The sequence below is a fragment of the Dyella sp. 333MFSha genome (assembly GCF_900102405.1).
In the GTDB taxonomy this organism is placed as follows: Bacteria; Pseudomonadota; Gammaproteobacteria; order Xanthomonadales; family Rhodanobacteraceae; genus Luteibacter; species Luteibacter mycovicinus.
Genome location: NZ_FNBR01000002.1, coordinates 654,434 through 672,029 on the forward strand (window position 1 = coordinate 654,434; position 17,596 = coordinate 672,029).

Sequence of the window (17,596 nt, forward strand, 5' to 3'; positions counted from 1 at the left end):
TTTGTCAAGGTTTTGCGGACGCCCGCTGAACGATCGTGACAAGCAATTTGCAACTAATTGATTCATAAGTACATTTCAGCTTGGTTAAAATGTACGCAAGCTAACCCGGAGGGCCCAACCATGCGCCTTGGACCCCCTCCATCCGAAGCTCATCCACAGAGTTATCCACAGAGCCTGTGGATAACCTCGAAACCCTCCCGACGGCGGGCACTTACTCGCGATTCCTCTTCCCGGAGGTCTCAATAGGTCCCAAACCCATGGCGCCGTGGTCAATCATTGACCAGCAAAATCGGTACACCCCGGTAAACTAGGGCCGGCATGACACTCGTTCTCCGCGTCGCCTTACCCGTCCCTTTGCTCACCCTGTTCGACTACCTGCCGCCGGCGGTGGGCGATGCGCGGGCGGGATCGCGCGTGCGGCTGCCTTTCGGTAAGGGCGAGATGGTGGGCATCGTGGTGGACCCGGCCGCCGAAGCCGCCGTGGGTGTGAAACGGCTCAAGCGGGTCAGCGAGGTACTGGACGATGCGCCTCTGCTCGATGCCGAGCTCATGGCCACCCTGGCCTGGGCGGCGGATTACTGGGCCGCCGCGCCGGGAGAGGCCTTTTCCAATGCCCTGCCCCTCGCCCTGCGCGAGCCGCGCGCCCTTCCCGCGACCGGGCGTGAAGTCTGGTCGCTGACCCCGGACGGGCAGGCGGCGCGCGAGGCGAAGCGGCGCAAGGGTGGCTCCGCCGCTTTGCTGGACGCCCTCGCCGGGGGCCCGCGTGCCGCCGACGAGCTGGGACTGGCGCTGCCCGACTGGCGGGCCGCCGCGCGTCGGCTCGCCGAGGCCAATCTGGTCGAACGGCAGGAGATCGAGGAAGCCGTCGCTCCGAACAGCCCCGCCCCCGGCCCGGCCCTCAGCGAGGAACAAACCGCCGCCGTCGCCGCCATTGGCGAGGGCTTTGGCGGCTTCCAGCCTTACCTCCTCGACGGCGTGACCGGCAGCGGCAAGACCGAGGTGTACCTCGCGCTGATCGAACGCGCGCTGGCGGAGGGCAGGCAGACCCTACTGCTCGTTCCCGAAATCGGCCTGGCGCCGCAGACGGTGCGCCGACTGCGCGAGCGACTGGGCGTCGCTATCGAAGTACTGCATTCGAACCTGGCCGAGGGTGAGCGCGCGCGCGCCTGGCTGCGCGCCCGCAACGGCAGCGCACGTGTGGTGCTGGGCACCCGATCGGCGGTGTTCACACCGTTGCCGTCGGCCGGACTGATCATCGTCGACGAAGAGCACGACGCCTCCTATAAGCAGCAGGAAGGTTTCCGTTACCACGCCCGCGACCTGGCCCTGGTGCGCGCCCGTGCCCACGGGGTGCCGGTGGTGCTCGGCTCGGCGACGCCCTCCCTGGAAACGCTCGGCAACGTCGCCGCGGGTCGCTACAGGCGCCTGGTGCTGCGCGGCCGCCCCGGCGCCACGCAATCGACCCGGGTGCAGATCGTCGACATGCGCGCCCAGCGGCTCGACCACGGCATGTCGCCCACGTTGATCAACGCCGTCGCCGCCTGTGTCGGTCGTGGCGAGCAGGCGCTCGTGTTCCGCAATCGCCGCGGCTACGCGCCGGTGCTGCTCTGCTACGACTGTGGCTGGCACGCGGACTGTCCGCGCTGCGACCGACCGATGACGCTGCACGCGGGCCGTCGGCGCCTGATCTGCCACCACTGCGACAACACCGTGCCGGTGCCGGCGGTGTGTCCGTCCTGCGGATCGGCCAACATCAGCCCGCAGGGCCAGGGCACCGAGCGACTGGAAGAAGCCCTCACCGAACGGTTTCCCGAGGTGCCCGTGGTTCGCATCGATCGCGAGACCACACGGCGCAAAGATGCCTTCGGCGACATCCTCGACGGCCTGCGCGAGGACAAGCCCGCGATCCTCGTCGGCACGCAGATGCTGGCCAAGGGCCACGACCTGCCCAACCTGACGCTCGTCGCCATCGTCGGTGTGGATGAGGGCCTGCACAGCGTGGATTTCCGTGCGAGCGAGCGGCTGGCACAGCTGGTGGTACAGGTCGCCGGCCGGGCCGGCCGGGCAAGCAAGCCGGGCAGCGTCCTGCTGCAGACCCACCATCCCGATCATCCGATGCTCCATGCGCTTCTTCGCGGCGGCTACGGCGCGGTGGCGACGGAGTTGCTGGAGGAGCGCCGGCTGCTCGAGCTGCCACCGTTCGCCCATCAGGTGCTGCTGCGCGCCGACGCGCACGGCCGCGCGGAGGTCGACGAGTTCCTCGGCCAGGCCAACGCCGTGCTGGGCGATCCGGGCGACCTGCGTGTGGCGGGCCCCATGCCGGCCCCCATGCCGCTCAGAGCCGGTCGTCATCGCGGCCAGCTGCTGGTCGAGGCAGGCACACGCGCGCGCCTTCACGCGTTTCTGCGGCCGTGGCAGCAGGCGCTCACCGCGCTGCCCGCGGCACGCAAGGTGCGCTGGTCGCTGGACGTCGATCCGATCGATCTGTACTGAGATTACTGAATCGATACCTTCGGATGCCTGTCACTTCACATCGAACGGCGCGACAATAGGGGTCTCATCAGGTAACGGAACTCTCAACGTGACCACTCAGCTCGAGCAACTGCGCAAAATCACCACCGTCGTGGCCGACACCGGCGACATCACCGCCATCGCCAAGTACAAGCCGGAAGACGCGACCACCAATCCGTCGCTGCTGCTGGCCGCCGCCGGTATCCCGACCTACTCGGGTTACATCGACGAAGCCGTGCAGTGGGCCAAGAGCCAGAGCAACAGCCGCGACCAGCAGCTGACCGATGCCAGCGATCGCCTGGCCGTGCTCGTGGGCCGCGAGATCCTCAAGATCGTCCCGGGCCGCGTTTCCACGGAAGTCGATGCCCGCCTCTCCTTCGACACGAACGCCTCGATCGAGAAGGCCAAGCGCCTGATCGGCTTCTACGAAGACATCGGCATCGACAAAGAACGCATCCTGATCAAGCTCGCCTCGACGTGGGAAGGCATCCGCGCGGCGGAGAAGCTCCAGAAGGACGGCATCAACTGCAACCTGACGCTTCTCTTCAGCTTCGAGCAGGCCGTGGCCTGCGCCGAAGCCGGCGCGTTCCTCATCTCGCCGTTCGTTGGCCGCATCTTCGACTGGTACGTCGCCAATACCGACAAGAAGACCTACGAGCCGGCCGAAGACCCGGGCGTGCAGTCGGTCCGTCGCATCTACGACTGGTACAAGCTGCATGGCTACGAGACCGTCGTCATGGGCGCCAGCTTCCGTAATATCGGCCAGATCCAGGCCCTCGCCGGTTGCGACCGCCTGACCATCTCGCCCAACCTGCTGAAGGAACTGGAAGAGAACAACGACGACCTGCCGGTCGCGCTGAAGGATAGCGGCCGCAGGGAAGACAAGCCGGCCAGGCTCGACGAGGCCAAATTCCGCTGGGGCCACAACGAAAACGCGATGGCCACCGACAAGCTCGCGGAAGGTATCCGCAAGTTCGCGGTCGACCAGCGCAAGCTCGAGGCACTGCTGGGCGCGAAGCTGTAAAGCCACGCGCGACCGGGTGTAAGACGAAGGGGCCGCGAGGCCCCTTCTTTTTGCCCGTCGCCCGGTATCTACCGGCGGATCTTGAGAGAGAGCAGCCGCTTTATCGTCGTGCCATACGGCGGCCTGAGCATGGCCGTCACGTCGAAGCGGGCCTGTCGGTACACCGACCGCGCGTGGCTGAAGGTGAGAAACCCGTCGTGCCCGTGGTAGGCACCCATGCCCGAAGGACCGATGCCGCCGAAGGGCAGATCGTCCATCGCCAGGTGCATGACGGTGTCGTTGATCGTGACGCCTCCCGCGACCGTCTTCGCCAGCACGCGCTCCTGCTCCCCGGTGTCGTTGCCGAAGTAGTACAGGGCCAGCGGTCGCGCATGCGCATTGATGTAGTCGACCGCACCATCGATATCGTCATAGGGGAGAATCGGGAGCAGCGGCCCGAAGATCTCGTCACGCATGATGTCCATCGAATCGTCGGCGCCCAGAACCACCGTTGGCGCGATGCGGCGATCGTCGAAACGTTCGTCGCCCTTGCCGAGCACCCTCAATGTCGCGCCTTTCGCACGCGCGTCGTCGAGGTACCCGAGCAGGCGGCCATGGTGACGCTCGTTGACGATGGACGTGTAGTCCGGATTGTCTCGCAGCGTCGGAAACATCGATGCGACCGAGCGTGACAGCGCATCGACGAAGGCATCGACGTGCTTGCGCGGCACCAGCGCGTAATCGGGCGAGACGCAGACCTGACCTGCATTGAGTGTCTTGCCGAACAGAAGTCGCCTCGCGGCGAGTTCGAGATCGGCGTCGCGTCCTACGATAGCGGGAGATTTTCCGCCAAGCTCCAGCGTCACCGGTACGAGGTTTTCCGCCGCGGCGCGCATGATGTGCTTCGCCACCGATGTCGCGCCGGTAAACAGCAGGTGATCGAAGGGCAGACGCGAAAACGCTTCGCCGACGTCGGAGCCGCCCGTGAACACCGCGACCTCCGTCTCATTGAAGGCCTTGCCGATCATTCGCTGCATCAGTGCCGACGAACGCGGTGTGAATTCGGAAGGTTTGATCATCGCGCGGTTACCCGCTGCGAGGATGCCTGCGAGAGGCGCAAAGGTGAGATTGAACGGAAAATTCCACGGCGAGATGACGCCGACGACGCCCTTGGGCTGATAGTCGATCCAGGCACGCGCGCCGATCAGCGCCAGCGGCGCGGGCGAGACAGGACGTCGTTCGCGCCGCATCCACCGACGCAGATGGCGCTTCGCGTGCTTCAGCGGCTCGATGGACGCGGCGACGTCGGTGAACATCGATGCGTCGACACTGCGATGACCGAAGTCCTCGCGGAGCGCGTCGGTGATGTCGCTGGCGTGGTCGACGAGCAAGCCGATCGCGCGATCGAGGCGATCGATGCGTACCGACGCCGAGGGAGGGCCTTCGGCGAGCTGGGCGGCTTTCTGGCGCTGCAAGGTATCGTGCATCAGCCTAGTGTAGGAGCGCGCCATGCGCGCGAAAAGCCTGCGCAGCGATGAAGATGTGCGGCTTCACCGCTGCGTAGGCTTTTCGCGCGCGGGGCGCGTTCCTACAGGCCGACCGACAACCTCAGGTCGTCGACCAGCCACCACCCAGCGCACGGATCAGCTGCACACTGGCCCGGAGCTGACGCGTCTCCAGATCGATCACGCTACGCCGTGCGTCCAGCGCGGTCGTCTGCGCCTGCACCACGTCGAGGTAGCCCACCGCGCCTTCACGGTACCGGTTCAGCGACAGGTCGACCGAACGCTGCGCCGCATCGGCGGCGGCGCGCTGGTCGTTCAGCGCCGAGCCGAGATCGCGCAACAGCGTCAGGTTGTCTTCCACCTGCGCGAACGCATTCAGTACGACATCGCGATAGCGCGCGCCAGCTTCATCGGTCGCTGCCTGTGCCTGCGCCACGACCGCCTTGCGGCGACCGCCGTCGAACAGGTTGAGCGCGAGCGTGGGGCCGATCGCCCAGAAACGGTTCGGTGCGGTGGCGATGCTGCCCCACGCCGAGCTTTGCCAACCGCCCTGTGCGTCCAGCGTCAGCTGCGGGTAGAACGCCGACCTGGCCACACCGATACGCGCATTGGCGGCGGCGGTACGACGTTCCGCCGCGGCGATGTCGGGACGACGCTGCAGGATCACCGACGGCACCTCGACCGGAATCGTCGGTACCTTGACCTGCTCATCGTCGGTGGCGAGCTGGAAGCTCGACGCCGAGTCACCGACGAGGACGGCGATGGCGTGCAACACCAGCGAACGCTGTGCCTGCGCCTGGGTCAGCTGCGATTTAGCGCTGGACAACTGCGTCTGCGCACGCGCGACGTCGAGACCGGAAGCGATACCCCCTTCATGGCGCGATTGCGTCAGGTTGAGCGCCTTCGCGAAGGCGTCGATGCTTTCGTTCAGCACCTTGATTTGACGATCGAAGCCATTGAGCTGGAGGTAGCTGTCAGCCAGCTGCGCCTGAAGACTGAGGCGTGCGGAGGCGAGATCCGCCGCGGATGCCGCCTGCTCCGCCGTGCCCGCGGTGACGGTGTCACGCACGCGACCCCACAGGTCGATCTCGTAGTCGAGCTGCGCGCCGATGGTGTACGAGTTGTAGTAAGTCGGCGACGTGGCGCCGCGAAGCGGACGCGTGTCCGACTCGCGGTTACGCGTGCCGTTACCGTTCAGGCCGATCTGCGGGAACAGCCCCGCACGGACCTGGCGCGTGAACGCCTCGGACTGTTCGTAGTGGGCGAGTGCGGCCGCGAGTGACGCGTTATTCGCGACGAGCTTTGTCTGCAGGTCATTCAGGCGGCTGTCGCCGTAGAGCTTCCACCAGCCGTCGCGATCGAGGTGATCGGCGGGCCTGGCTTCGGTCCACGGCGATTCCGCGTTGGCGTATTGCGGGGCGACGGGGACGTCGGGGGTCTTGTACGCGGGTGCGAGGGAGCAGGCTGACAGGCCCAGTGAGACCACGAGGCCGGCGAGGATCGATCGTGTCGGGGAGCCTTCACCGAAAGGATTGGCTCCCATCACGGCCCGCATGGCCAGGCCGGTCCGCTGCCGTGTGGAATCACGCCTTGGCATGGTCGGCTTCCGCTTTCTTCGGCGCGTTGACGCGGACCGTGTCGCCATCGGCGAGGCCGTCGGGCGGACTCTCGATCAGCCGGTCACCCTTCGCGATGCCCGAGCCGAGCTGCACGGTCTTGCCCATATCGCGCGAGATGGTGACGTCCTTGAACTTCACCTTGTTCTGCGCATCGAGCACCGCCACGCGCAGGCCCTTCTCGTCGAAGACGAGCGCGCTTGCCGGCACGTTGAAGAGTGCCACGTTGCCGGGAAGGTCGAAGGTGACGCTCGCGTACGCACCCGGCAGCAACTTGCCGTCCTGGTTGTCGACGGATACCTGCACGAGCGTGGTGCCGGTCGCCGCGCTGATCGACGACGACGACGATTCGACCGTACCGGTGAAGGTCTGGCCGGGGTATTCCGGCACAGTGAGCTTTACCGTGGCGCCCTGTCTGATCGACGGCGCGTAGTTCTGCGGCACGTTGACGTACATGCGCAGCTTGCGCGTGTCCGACACGACGAACAGTTCCTGGCCACCGCCACCGGCGTTGATCAACGCGCCGACGTCGGTCTCGCGCGCGGTCACCGTACCGTCGAAGGGTGCGGTCAGCTTCGCGAAGCCCTTGAGTGCCTGAATGCGTTCGAGGTTCGCCTGCGCCGCGGTCGCCAGCGCGTGCTTGGCGTCGTAGTCACCGGTCTTCTCGTCGACTTCCTGTTTGGAGACCGAATCCGAGTCGCGCATGGACTTCCAGCGCTTCGCCGTGGTCTGCGCCAGCGCCTCGTTGGCACGCGCACTGGCGAGATCGGCTTTCGCCTGGAGCAGCTGCTGGTCGAGATCGGGGGTCTCGATCTCGGCGAGCACGTCGCCCGCTTTCACCTTCTGGCCGATGTCGGCCTTCCAGTATTTCAGGTAGCCGCTGGTACGCGCGTAGATGGGCGCACGGGCATAGGCCTGCAGCCGGCCGGGAAGGTTGAGGTCTCCGCCGCCCTGCCCGCCTTCCGGGCTGACCACGTTCACCGTGGGCACGGCCTGATCGTCGGTCCACTCGCGCAACTTATGCGAGTCGTTGGCGCGTGTGGCGACGCCGGCGACGACGATGGCGAGAACCACGATCGCGGCGATGATGCCCGCGAGACGGAGACGGCGCGGCGGAGGGGTGTGCAAGGTATCAGGCGACATGGACGGGCTCTCCGGAATTCGCCGGGGTGGGGGACGGGTGACCACGGCGCGCGTGGATCATGCTGAAGACGACGGGGACGAAGAACAGCGTGGCGGTGGTGGCGAAGATCAGGCCACCGATGACGGCGCGACCGAGCGGCGCGTTCTGCTCACCGCCTTCGCCCATGCCGAGTGCCATCGGCGCCATGCCGATGATCATCGCCAGCGCGGTCATGAGGACGGGACGGAAGCGGACGAAGCCGCCCTCGAGCGCCGCGGCGGTCGCGTCGCCGAGTTCGGCGAGCCGCTCGCGACAGAAGCTCACGACCAGGATGGAGTTGGCTGTGGCCACACCCATGCACATGATCGCGCCGGTAAGCGCGGGCACCGACAAGGTCGTATGCGTGGCGAACAGCATCCAGATGATGCCCGCGATAGCGGCCGGCAGCGCCGTGACGATCACGAAAGGATCGCTCCACGACTGGAAGTTCACCACGATCAGCAGGTAGATCAGCACGATCGCGCCGAGCAGACCGAAGATCAGGCCGGAGAAGGCGCTGTTCATCGTCTGCACCTGACCGAGCAAGGCGGTGCTGGACGCTTTCGGCAGGAACTTCTTGTTCGCGTCGATCACTTTCTGGATGTCCGCGGCGACCGCACCCAGATCGCGGTCCTGCGTCGTCGCGAAGATCTCCACCATCGACTGAATGTTGTACTGGCTGACCACCGAACTCGACGTCGTGCGCGAGACCGTGGCCAGGCCGCCGAGGACCTGCGAGCCGCCACTGCCCGTGCTCGGGCTGATCGGAACGTTCTCGAGGTCCGGCAGCGAGTCGATGCTGTACTGAGGCGTCTGCATCACGATCGGATAGGACACACCGTTCTGCGGATTGAGCCAGAACGTTGGTGCGATCTGACTGGAGCCGGCCAGGTTGACGCCCAGGCTGCTGGTGACGTCACGCTCGGTGATACCGACCTGCTGCGCACGACTGCGGTCGACGTCGACCTTCAGCGTCGGACTGGCGTTCGATTGCTGGATGCGCGCATCCGCCACGCCCGGAATCTTGCGGATATCGCGCAGCAGCCGGCTGGCGTAACCGAAATTGGCGTCGAGGTTCGGACCACGCACCTGCAGGTCGATCGGTGCGGGCGAGCCGAAGTTCAGGATCTGACTGATGATGTCCGCCGGCGGGAAGGAGAAGGTCACGCCCGGAAACTCACGCGGCAGCTTCTCGCGCATCTCGCGCACGTAGTCGGCGGTTGGCGCGTGCCCCTCGTTGAGCGCGATCTGGATGTCGCCGTCCTGCGAACCGACCGTACCGGTGTTGTTGTACGTGTTGTTGATGCCCGACGAGGACAGGCCGATGTTGTCGACGACGGTGCCGAGCTCTTCCCTGGGTACGATGCGGCGTACGGCGTCGGTCACTTCGGCGAACAGACGTGCGCTCTCCTCCACGCGCGTACCGATCGGCGCACGGACGTGCATGAGGATCTGCCCCGAATCCACCGAAGGGAAGAAGTTGCGACCGAGCATCGGCACCAGCGCGAAAGACAACACGACGAAACCCATGAATCCGATCACGAACGCCTTGCGATGATCCAGGGCCAGCCGCAGCAGTCCGTGGTAGCTCTCGCGGATCTTCTCGAAGCGCGCTTCGAAGCGACGCTGGAAACGCACCAGGGGATTGCGCGACGGCGCCTTGCCCTCGCCGTGGGGGTCGTCGTGATCGTGCGGATGAAGCAGATACTTCGCCATCGTCGGCACCAGCGTGCGCGAGAGAATGAACGAGGCGATCATCGCGAACATCACCGCCTCGGCCATCGGCACGAAGAGGAAGCGGGCGACGCCGTTGAGGAAGAACATCGGCACGAAGACGATGCAGATGCACAGCAACGAGACGAAGGCCGGGGTGACGATCTGCGCCGCGCCGTCGAGGATCGCGGTCTCCACGTCCTTGCCCTGCTCGAGATGCCAGTTGATGTTCTCGATGGTCACCGTCGCGTCGTCCACCAGGATGCCGACGGCGAGCGCCAGGCCACCCAGGGTCATGATGTTCATGGTCTCGCCGATCGCCGAGAGCGCGGCGATCGAGCCGAGGATCGCCAGCGGAATCGATGTGGCGATGATGACCGTCGAGCGCCAGCTGCCGAGGAACAGCAGGATCATCAGACTCGTGAGCGCCGCCGCGATGATGCCCTCGCGGGCCACGCCCTCGATAGCCCCGCTGACGAACAGGGACTGGTCGCCGATCGGTGCGATCTTGAGATTGGCCGGAAGACCGTCCTTCATTGCCGCCACGCGCTCCTTGATGCCGGCGATGATCGCCAGCGTGGAAGCGGAACCGTTCTTCAGCACCGTCATCAGCACCGAGCGGTTGCCGTCGACGTGGACGATGTTGGTCTGCGGCGGCGATCCGTCGCGCACATTGGCGACGTCGCGGATAAACACGGTGGCACCGTTGACCGTCTTCACCGGCAGGTTGCCCAGTTCGTCGATCACCGAGGGCGAGTTGTTGAGCTGCAGGGTGTATTCGTACTTACCGATCTTCTGCGTACCCACCGGCGTGATCAGGTTCTGCGCCGCGAGGGCGTTGGCCACGTCCTGCGCCGACAGTCCGCGGGCCTGCAAAGCCGGCGGATCGATGTCGATCTGCACCTGGCGGGTCTTGCCGCCGAACGGATACGGAATGGCGGCGCCGGCCACCGAGGTCAGCTGGGGTCGGATGATATTGAGGCCCAGATCGGCCAGGTTCTGCTCGGTCAGGCCGTCACCGGAGAGCGCCAGCTGGATGATCGGCACCGTCGAGGCGTTGTAATTGAGGATCAGCGGTGGTGTCGTGCCCGCGGGCAGCTGGCGCAGCAGCGTCTGGGCCACGGCGGTGACCTGCGCGTTCGCCGTGCGGATGTCCACCGTCGGCTGGAAGAAGATCTTGACAATGCCGAAGCCCTGGATCGAGTTGGCCTCGATGTGCTCGACGTCATTGACCGTGGTGGTGAGCACCCGCTCGAAGGGCGACGACACGCGGCCGACCATCTGATCCGGCGGCAGGCCGGTGTACTGCCAGACCACCGCGATGACGGGAATCTTGATGTCGGGAAAGATATCCGTCGGCGTGCGCAGCGCGGCCAGCGGACCCACGATGAGGATCAGCAGGGCGAGGACGACGAAGGTATACGGTCGCGAGAGTGCGATCCGGACGATGCCAATCATGAGGGACGGATTCCGTGCGCGAATGTTGCGTCGCGGCGAATTTTGCGCCCATGACGATCGTCGTCGTAGTTAAGATTTGTTTATGAGCTAACGACCGGGGGGCAGATGACTGAAAACACAGCGCCTTTTTCGTCCCCACCGACCGACAGCGAGTACCCGTGCAGACGAACGATCGCGCTGACGATGGCCAGCCCCAGACCGCAACCGGGCTTGGTACGGGTTTCGTCCCCGCGGTAGAAACGACGGAACACCGCCTCGCGCTCGCCCTCGGGAATACCGGGGCCGGTATCGGCGATATCGATCCGCGCGTCGCCGGCGGCGTCGGTGGTCGCGACGAGGCGAACCGCCCCGCCGTCCGGAGTGAACTTGATCGCGTTGCCGACGAGGTTGGCGAACGCCTCGAACATCAGTTGCGGATCGCCTCGCAGCGGCGGCAGTTTGTCCAGCCGGATCTCGAAAGCCTGCCCGCGGTCCTCGGCGAGCGGCGCATAGAAGTCATGAACATTGCGCAGGACCGCGCCGATGTCCAGGTCCTCGAAGCAGGCGCTGCGCTGGCGATCTTCCAGCTCGGACACGCGCAGCAGCGCGCGGAAGCGTCCCAGCACCGTATCGATCTCGGCGACGCACGCTTCCAGCTGATCGCCTTCGGGCGTGTCGGCGAACTGTTGCTGCAGACGGTACAGCCGCGTGCGCATGCGCGTCAGCGGTGTGCGAAGGTCGTGGGCGATGTTGTCGCTGACGCCCTTGACCTCACCCAGGAGGCGCTCGATTTCGCCCAGCGTGGTGTTGACCGTCGCGGCGAGCAGGTCGACCTCGTCGCCGCCGCGGCTCACGGGCAGACGCACGCTTAGGTCGCCTTCGCGGATGGGCTCCATGGCTTGCTGAATCGCACGGATGCGGCGGGCTGGCCCTCGTGCGATGAGCACGCCGCCCAGTACGCCCGGGATCAACGTGAGCGACAGACCCCAGAGCAGGCCGCGCCGGATGATCGCACCGAGGCCGTCGATCGTGGTGCTGTCCTTGATCACGACCAGGCGGCGTCCGTCGGGGAGCTCCCGCGTGATGCCGCGTGCCCGCATCGGCGTATCGCGCGAGGCATCCACCAGCATGGCCTTCACCGAGGTCACGGTGCCGTCCTCGCTCAGTTCATCCGGTACGCGGGCGATGTTGCCGGCGACGCGCCGGCCATGGGCATCGAACAGGCCCACGCGCATGAAGCCCTGGACGTCGACCGCACTGGCCGTCGCCACCGTGTCTGGAAGGTTCCGCGCGTCGGTGCCTTCCAGATAATGGATGCGTGCGACCAGCATCTGGTCGACCACGCGCGACAGGTAGCGTGACGCCTCCCACTGCACCACGCCAAGCAACACGACGCACCAGATCGCGAACAGTGCCCCGTAGATGAGGATCAGTCGTGAGGTGGCGGAACGCCAGGCGTCAGTCAGCGGGCGCAAGGAGATACCCCGATCCACGAACGGTACGAATCAGAGGCGCCTGCCCCGTGCCGTCAATCTTGCGGCGCAGGCGTCCGATATGGACGTCGATCACGTTGGTGCCCGGATCGAAATGGAATCCCCAGACGTGCTCGAAAATCATCTGCCGCGTGACGACCTGACCGGCATTGCGCATGAGGAATTCGAGCAGGCGAAACTCGGTGGGCAGCAGCGTGAGCGGCTGACCGCCGCGCAGCGCGTTGTGCCTGACCAGGTCGAGTTCGAGGTCGGCGACACGCAGGCGGGTTTCGTTGGCGGCGGGCCGGCGACGACGCAGCAGCACTTCCGCTCGCGCGGCCAGTTCGTCCGGTGAAAACGGCTTGGTCAGATAATCGTCGCCGCCGGCGCGCAGACCGCGCACGCGTTCGTCGACATCGGACAGCGCGCTGATCATCAGCACAGGCGTATCGATACGTCGCTCACGCAGCGCGGACACGATGTCGATACCGTCCATGCCGGGAAGCATGCGGTCGAGAGTGATGATGTCGTAGCCATCGGCCAGCGCGCGGGTCAGCCCGTCGCGGCCATTGGCCACCCACTCGGCCGTCAGGCCGTGCGCGCTCAGCTCCGCGACGATGTCGCGGGCGGTGACTTCATCGTCTTCGATGACCAGTGCCCTGGGCATCCGCTTCGACTCCTGACTCAAAGGGGCAACGGAAAACGGCCCCACGAGGGGGCCGCTCCGGATCTTACGCCGAACGGGGCACTCAGGCCGCGATGGCGACGCGCATCTTCTTCATGGCATTCGCTTCGATCTGACGGATACGCTCGGCGGAAACACCGTACTCGTCCGCAAGATCCTGCAGCGTGGCCTTGTTGTCTTCCGCCAGCCAGCGACGCTGGATGATGTCGCGCGAGCGGGCATCCAGGTTGCCGAGCGCCGACGACAGCGCGCCCATCTGGTTGTTGCTCGCGTCTTCCTCGGCGAGGTTGTCGTACGGGTCGGCGCCTTCGTCGACGAGGAAGGCGGCCGGTGCCGGCTTGTCGTCGTCATCGGCATCGGCCGGGGCTTCGAAGCCCACGTCACGACCCGACAGACGCGATTCCATCTCGCGGACGGTGGCTTCCGGGACACCCAGGTCGTGAGCGACGACACGGACTTCTTCGGCATTCATCCAGCCCAGGCGCTTCTTGCTCTTGCGCAGGTTGAAGAACAGCTTGCGCTGCGCCTTGGTCGTGGCGACCTTCACGATGCGCCAGTTGCGCAGGATGAACTCGTGCATCTCGGCACGGATCCAGTGCACCGCGAAGCTCACCAGGCGAACGCCCTGATCCGGGTCGAAACGCTTGACCGCCTTCATCAGGCCGATGTTGCCTTCCTGGATGAGGTCCGACAGCTGCAGGCCGTAGCCGTTATAGCCGCGGGCCACATGGACCACGAAACGCAGGTGGGACATAACGAGCTGCTTGGCGGCGTCAAGATCGGCGTCGTCACGGAAGCGGCGCGCCAGCGACTGCTCCTCGTCAAGGCTGAGCACCGGGATGCGATGAACCGCCGAGATGTAGGAATCCAGACTGCCGACGACGCTCGGGAGCCCGTAGTTACGGGTAACGAGTGCTTGGGACATGTGTGGAACCTCCTGAAAGTCTGTATGCAGATTAGCAGTCCCGATGTGAGAGTGCTAAGTCAGCCCGAAGTTCATCGGTTAACTGTACGCTATGGTACAGAAATACCCCCGGCCTGTCCAGAGTCGGTGCCGGGGTGTTCAGGAGGCAGACGGCTCCCCGGCCGCGAAAACGCGGCGCCGAAGGCGTCGACGGCGGCTATGTGTCCGCCGTTGCTACAGTTGTTGGGGCTTGAAGCTGACTTTAAAGGGCGGAGACCAAAGCGGCCTTTGGCGGCAGCGACCAGTCGATCGGCGCCTCCCCGCGTGATTCGAGGTACGCGTTCGTGTCGGCGAAGTGCCCGCAGCCCAGAAAACCGCGATGCGCCGACAGCGGCGACGGATGCACGCTGCGCAGAATCTTGTGGCGCCTGGCGTCGATCAGCTGGCCCTTCTTCTGGGCATGGCTACCCCAAAGCAGGAAGACCAGGCCCTCGCGCTCGCGGTTGAGGGCGTCGATCGCCGCATCGGTAAATCCTTCCCATCCCTTGCCCTGGTGCGATGCGGCCTGTCCCGCTTCCACCGTAAGCACGGCGTTGAGCAACAGCACACCCTGATCGGCCCAGGGTGTGAGGCATCCGTGGTCGGGGCGCGGTATACCGAAGCTGGCCTCGATCTCCTTGAACATGTTTTGCAGCGAGGGCGGCACGCGGACGCCGGGCCGCACCGAAAAGCTCAGGCCGTGCGCCTGTCCGGGACCGTGGTACGGATCCTGGCCGAGGATCACGACGCGTACGCGATCGAAAGGCGTGTGCGCGAACGCATTGAAGATCTCGGGACCGGGCGGGTAGATGACCTTCCCCGCCGCCTTCTCGTCGCGCAGAAATGCCGACAGCGCCAGCATCTCCGGACGATCGAGGTAATCGCCGATCCGCTCCTTCCACGATGTTTCCAGCTTGACCCGCTCGTTCAACCTTCCGCCCTTTCGCGCAGGTGTAGCGCCACCCGCAACTGGAACAACAGCTTCGTGATCAGCAACTTTTCTTCCACCGGCTTCTCGACGAGATCGTTCGCGCCGGCGCGCAGCAACGCGGCCTGGTTCGCGGGGTTTTCGTCGCCGGTCATGATCAGCGTGGGCAGCTGCCCCTTGCCGTAGCCGAACTCGTTGCGGATACGTTCCACGAGATCGCCACCGGTGAGTTCACCCTTGAGGCTGACGTCGGTAAGAACGATGTCGGCGCCCATGTCGCCGCGGGCCTTCGCCTCGTGCAGGTATACGATGGCGTCTTCGGCACTGATCACGTGGTGCACCGTCAGGCCGTACTTTTCCATCATGCGGCGCGTGGCCAGGGCGACCACACGACTGTCCTCGACGTACAGCACCTCGCCCTCGGCACCGCCTTCCGGGCGCACGTAGCCACGGATGAATTCGGCCAGCGCGCCGAAGCCCAGTGACTTGTCGAAGTAGTCGGTGACGAACTCGCCGAGTTCCCGGCGATGAAGACGCTCTTCCACGTCACCGGAGACGACGACGATCGGCATGTAGATCTGCGGCGCGGATTCGCGCACGAAGCGTGCGATGTCCAGCCCGTCCATGTCGGGCAGCCGCAGCGCCACGGTGACGAAGTCGAAGACCCCTCGCTGCAGTTCGGCTTGCGCCTCCGCGCCGGTGGAGACGCCCACGATCTCGACGCCCGGCACCTCGGCGCTGACCACGCGCGAAATCAGCTGGCGGACGACCTTGGAGCCGTCGACCAGGAGAATCCGCGGCGCCGCGCCGGCAACGCCTGAACCGATGTGAGTCGCCACCCCAAATCCCCTTGTCTAGACCGCCGCGGCGCGACGGATCTGTCGTGCACTCACCAGACGGGCACCCAGCCAGCCGAGCAACGCGGCGGCGACGGGTACCGAAAGCAACAACCACGCGGGCAACCCGCCGAAGCTCACACTGCCATCGTACGCGGCCGCAAGACGTCCCACCGGGCCGGCCATCGCAAGTTCGAGCACGACAGCCAGCACCACGGCCAGAACGCCGGCAAGAAACCCGAGCCAGATGCCCGCGTAGAGATAAGGACGGCGAACGAAGGGACGGCTGGCACCGATAAGCAGCAGCACACCGATCTCCGCGCTGCGGCTCTGGATATCGACACGAATGGTGTTGCCGACCACCAGAAGGGCCGCGATACCCAGTAAGGCCGCCAGCAGACTCACCGCCCGTGTACCCACGCCAAGCAGCGCATCGAGACGCTGTCGCCATGCGCCGGTGTCCTGAACCATGTCGACGCCCGGCGTGGCCTTCATCGCATCGACCAGGCGTCCGGCATCGTCAGCCGCCAGACCCGGCCGGGGCTGGACCGAGAGGACGTATGGGAGCGGATTGACGTCGAGGGACTGCAGGGAGCCGGAAAACCCCTGGACTTCGGCGAGCTCATCGAGCCCGTCTTTGGGCGTGCGAACGACGACGTCCGCCACTTCCGGGCGCCCGCGCAGCGCGGAGGCGGCGGTTTCCGCCATGGCCGCGTTCTGGCCCGGCTTCATGAAGGCGCTGATCGACTGGTTGCGGCCCAGCGCGTCGCCCATACGCTCGACGTTGCCGAGCAGGAGGTAGAACGCGAGCGGCAGAGCCAGGGCCACGCCCATGACGGCGACGGTCAGCAACGTGCTGAGCGGCCGGGCCGCCAGACGGCGCCAGCTGATCGACAGGCTCCAGGCGTGATGCTCGCGCCAGGCGCCGACCTTGCGCCCTTCGCTGCGCTGGGTCTTCGGCGGCTCCGGCGGACGACGGGATTCGCGAACGGTATTCATACGACCTCCGTCGCAGGCACGTCGGCCACCAGCTTGCCGTGATCGAGTACGACCACCCGCTTCTTCATTCGCTTGATCAGCATGAGGTCGTGGCTGGCCACGAGGACGGCCGTGCCGACCTGCTGGAATTCCGCAAAGAGGGTCATGATTTCCATGGCCAGCTGTGGATCGAGGTTGCCCGTCGGTTCGTCGGCAATCAGGACCGCCGGCTTCGCGACGATCGCGCGCGCGATACCGACGCGCTGCTGCTCACCCGTGGACAGCGCCTCGGGCAGCTGTTTTTCGTAGCTGAGCAGGCCGACCTTTTCCAGAGCGGCGCGCACGCGACGCGACCGGTCGGCCGGCGCCACGCCGGCGATCACCAGCGGCAGTTCGACATTGGCGAAGACCGTGCGATCCAGGAGCAGGCGGTGATCCTGAAAGACCATGCCCAGCTTGCGGCGGATGCGCGGGATATCCGACGAGCGGACCGTATTGAGTTTCTGGCCGTCGAGGGTGACGACGCCGTTGGTCGGCCGTTCGATCATAGCCAGCAACTTGAGCAGGGTGCTCTTGCCGGCGCCGGAATGCCCGGTAACGAAGGCCATTTCACCGGCCGCGACCTGGAACGATACATCGGTAAGGGCCTGGTGACCGCCCTCGTATCGTTTGCTCACCAGATCGAAACCGATCACCGCATTACCTGTTGGCCCGTTGGACCCCAGAGGATAAGGGATGTCGGGTGGGTTGTGCGGGGTGGAACGTGCCGGGCATGTGCCGGACGGGATGCAGGAGCGCGCGCGGGGC

13 protein-coding genes are annotated in these 17,596 nt (G+C 65.8%); 2 read left to right on the forward strand and 11 right to left on the reverse strand.

Annotated features, from left to right (window positions below):
* The first annotated feature begins 318 nt into the window (after positions 1-318).
* Together BLT40_RS10255 and tal are read left to right on the forward strand one after the other, a co-directional pair.
* Positions 319-2,493 (forward strand): primosomal protein N', encoded by a 2,175-nt coding sequence (locus tag BLT40_RS10255; RefSeq protein ID WP_090352861.1) that lies wholly within the window; start codon positions 319-321, stop codon positions 2,491-2,493.
* A gap of 88 nt (positions 2,494-2,581) precedes the next feature.
* The gene (tal, locus tag BLT40_RS10260) at positions 2,582-3,535 is read left to right on the forward strand and encodes a transaldolase (RefSeq protein ID WP_036109799.1); all 954 of its coding nucleotides are present in this window, start codon (positions 2,582-2,584) and stop codon (positions 3,533-3,535) included.
* A gap of 68 nt (positions 3,536-3,603) precedes the next feature.
* On the opposite strand, the gene BLT40_RS10265 is transcribed toward tal, so the two are convergent.
* The 11 genes from BLT40_RS10265 to ftsE all read right to left on the reverse strand — a co-directional run bounded on the left by BLT40_RS10265 (position 3,604) and on the right by ftsE (position 17,484).
* Entirely contained in the window at positions 3,604-5,025 is a 1,422-nt protein-coding gene (locus BLT40_RS10265) for a coniferyl aldehyde dehydrogenase (RefSeq protein ID WP_090352864.1), read from the reverse strand.
* A 97-nt stretch (positions 5,026-5,122) separates the two neighbouring features.
* Positions 5,123-6,616, reverse strand: coding sequence for an efflux transporter outer membrane subunit (locus BLT40_RS10270; RefSeq protein ID WP_254857302.1), 1,494 nt, complete (start codon positions 6,614-6,616; stop codon positions 5,123-5,125).
* The gene (locus tag BLT40_RS10275) at positions 6,603-7,778 is read right to left on the reverse strand and encodes an efflux RND transporter periplasmic adaptor subunit (protein WP_090352866.1); all 1,176 of its coding nucleotides are present in this window, start codon (positions 7,776-7,778) and stop codon (positions 6,603-6,605) included. Before BLT40_RS10275 ends, BLT40_RS10270 begins: the two co-directional genes overlap by 14 nt.
* The gene (locus BLT40_RS10280; RefSeq protein ID WP_036109790.1) at positions 7,768-10,968 is read right to left on the reverse strand and encodes an efflux RND transporter permease subunit; all 3,201 of its coding nucleotides are present in this window, start codon (positions 10,966-10,968) and stop codon (positions 7,768-7,770) included. Before BLT40_RS10280 ends, BLT40_RS10275 begins: the two co-directional genes overlap by 11 nt.
* 80 nt (positions 10,969-11,048) lie before the next feature.
* A complete protein-coding gene (locus BLT40_RS10285; RefSeq protein ID WP_255363988.1) occupies positions 11,049-12,422 on the reverse strand; it encodes a sensor histidine kinase in 1,374 nt (457 codons plus the stop codon).
* Positions 12,406-13,086, reverse strand: coding sequence for a response regulator transcription factor (locus BLT40_RS10290; protein WP_079522281.1), 681 nt, complete (start codon positions 13,084-13,086; stop codon positions 12,406-12,408). The genes BLT40_RS10285 and BLT40_RS10290 overlap by 17 nt, the downstream gene beginning before the upstream one ends.
* Positions 13,087-13,168: 82 nt before the next feature.
* Positions 13,169-14,029: an RNA polymerase sigma factor RpoH gene (gene rpoH / locus BLT40_RS10295; RefSeq protein WP_036109786.1), complete on the reverse strand. Its 861-nt coding sequence runs from the start codon at positions 14,027-14,029 to the stop codon at positions 13,169-13,171.
* Between the two features lie 241 nt (positions 14,030-14,270).
* Positions 14,271-14,978 carry a uracil-DNA glycosylase gene (gene ung / locus BLT40_RS10300; RefSeq protein WP_090352868.1) on the reverse strand — a complete coding sequence of 236 codons (708 nt, stop codon included), beginning with the start codon at positions 14,976-14,978 and terminating at the stop codon, positions 14,271-14,273.
* Positions 14,975-15,814 (reverse strand): response regulator, encoded by an 840-nt coding sequence (locus BLT40_RS10305; protein ID WP_051943227.1) that lies wholly within the window; start codon positions 15,812-15,814, stop codon positions 14,975-14,977. Before BLT40_RS10305 ends, ung begins: the two co-directional genes overlap by 4 nt.
* A gap of 15 nt (positions 15,815-15,829) precedes the next feature.
* The gene (gene ftsX / locus BLT40_RS10310) at positions 15,830-16,810 is read right to left on the reverse strand and encodes a permease-like cell division protein FtsX (protein ID WP_043696277.1); all 981 of its coding nucleotides are present in this window, start codon (positions 16,808-16,810) and stop codon (positions 15,830-15,832) included.
* Complete coding sequence (ftsE, locus tag BLT40_RS10315; protein ID WP_036109778.1) at positions 16,807-17,484, reverse strand: cell division ATP-binding protein FtsE; 678 nt, start codon at positions 17,482-17,484, stop codon at positions 16,807-16,809. The genes ftsX and ftsE overlap by 4 nt, the downstream gene beginning before the upstream one ends.
* Positions 17,485-17,596: the final 112 nt, after the last annotated feature.

Excerpts from the sequence above, each read along its gene's own strand:
- BLT40_RS10275 (WP_090352866.1), bottom strand. The coding sequence starts at position 7,778 with ATGTCGCCTGATACCTTGCACACCCCTCCGCCGCGCCGTCTCCGTCTC.
- BLT40_RS10265 (WP_090352864.1), bottom strand. The coding sequence starts at position 5,025 with ATGGCGCGCTCCTACACTAGGCTGATGCACGATACCTTGCAGCGCCAG.
- BLT40_RS10280 (WP_036109790.1), bottom strand. The coding sequence starts at position 10,968 with ATGATTGGCATCGTCCGGATCGCACTCTCGCGACCGTATACCTTCGTC.
- BLT40_RS10255 (WP_090352861.1), top strand. The coding sequence starts at position 319 with ATGACACTCGTTCTCCGCGTCGCCTTACCCGTCCCTTTGCTCACCCTG.
- ftsX (WP_043696277.1), bottom strand. The coding sequence starts at position 16,810 with ATGAATACCGTTCGCGAATCCCGTCGTCCGCCGGAGCCGCCGAAGACC.
- BLT40_RS10290 (WP_079522281.1), bottom strand. The coding sequence starts at position 13,086 with ATGCCCAGGGCACTGGTCATCGAAGACGATGAAGTCACCGCCCGCGAC.
- rpoH (WP_036109786.1), bottom strand. The coding sequence starts at position 14,029 with ATGTCCCAAGCACTCGTTACCCGTAACTACGGGCTCCCGAGCGTCGTC.
- BLT40_RS10270 (WP_254857302.1), bottom strand. The coding sequence starts at position 6,616 with ATGCCAAGGCGTGATTCCACACGGCAGCGGACCGGCCTGGCCATGCGG.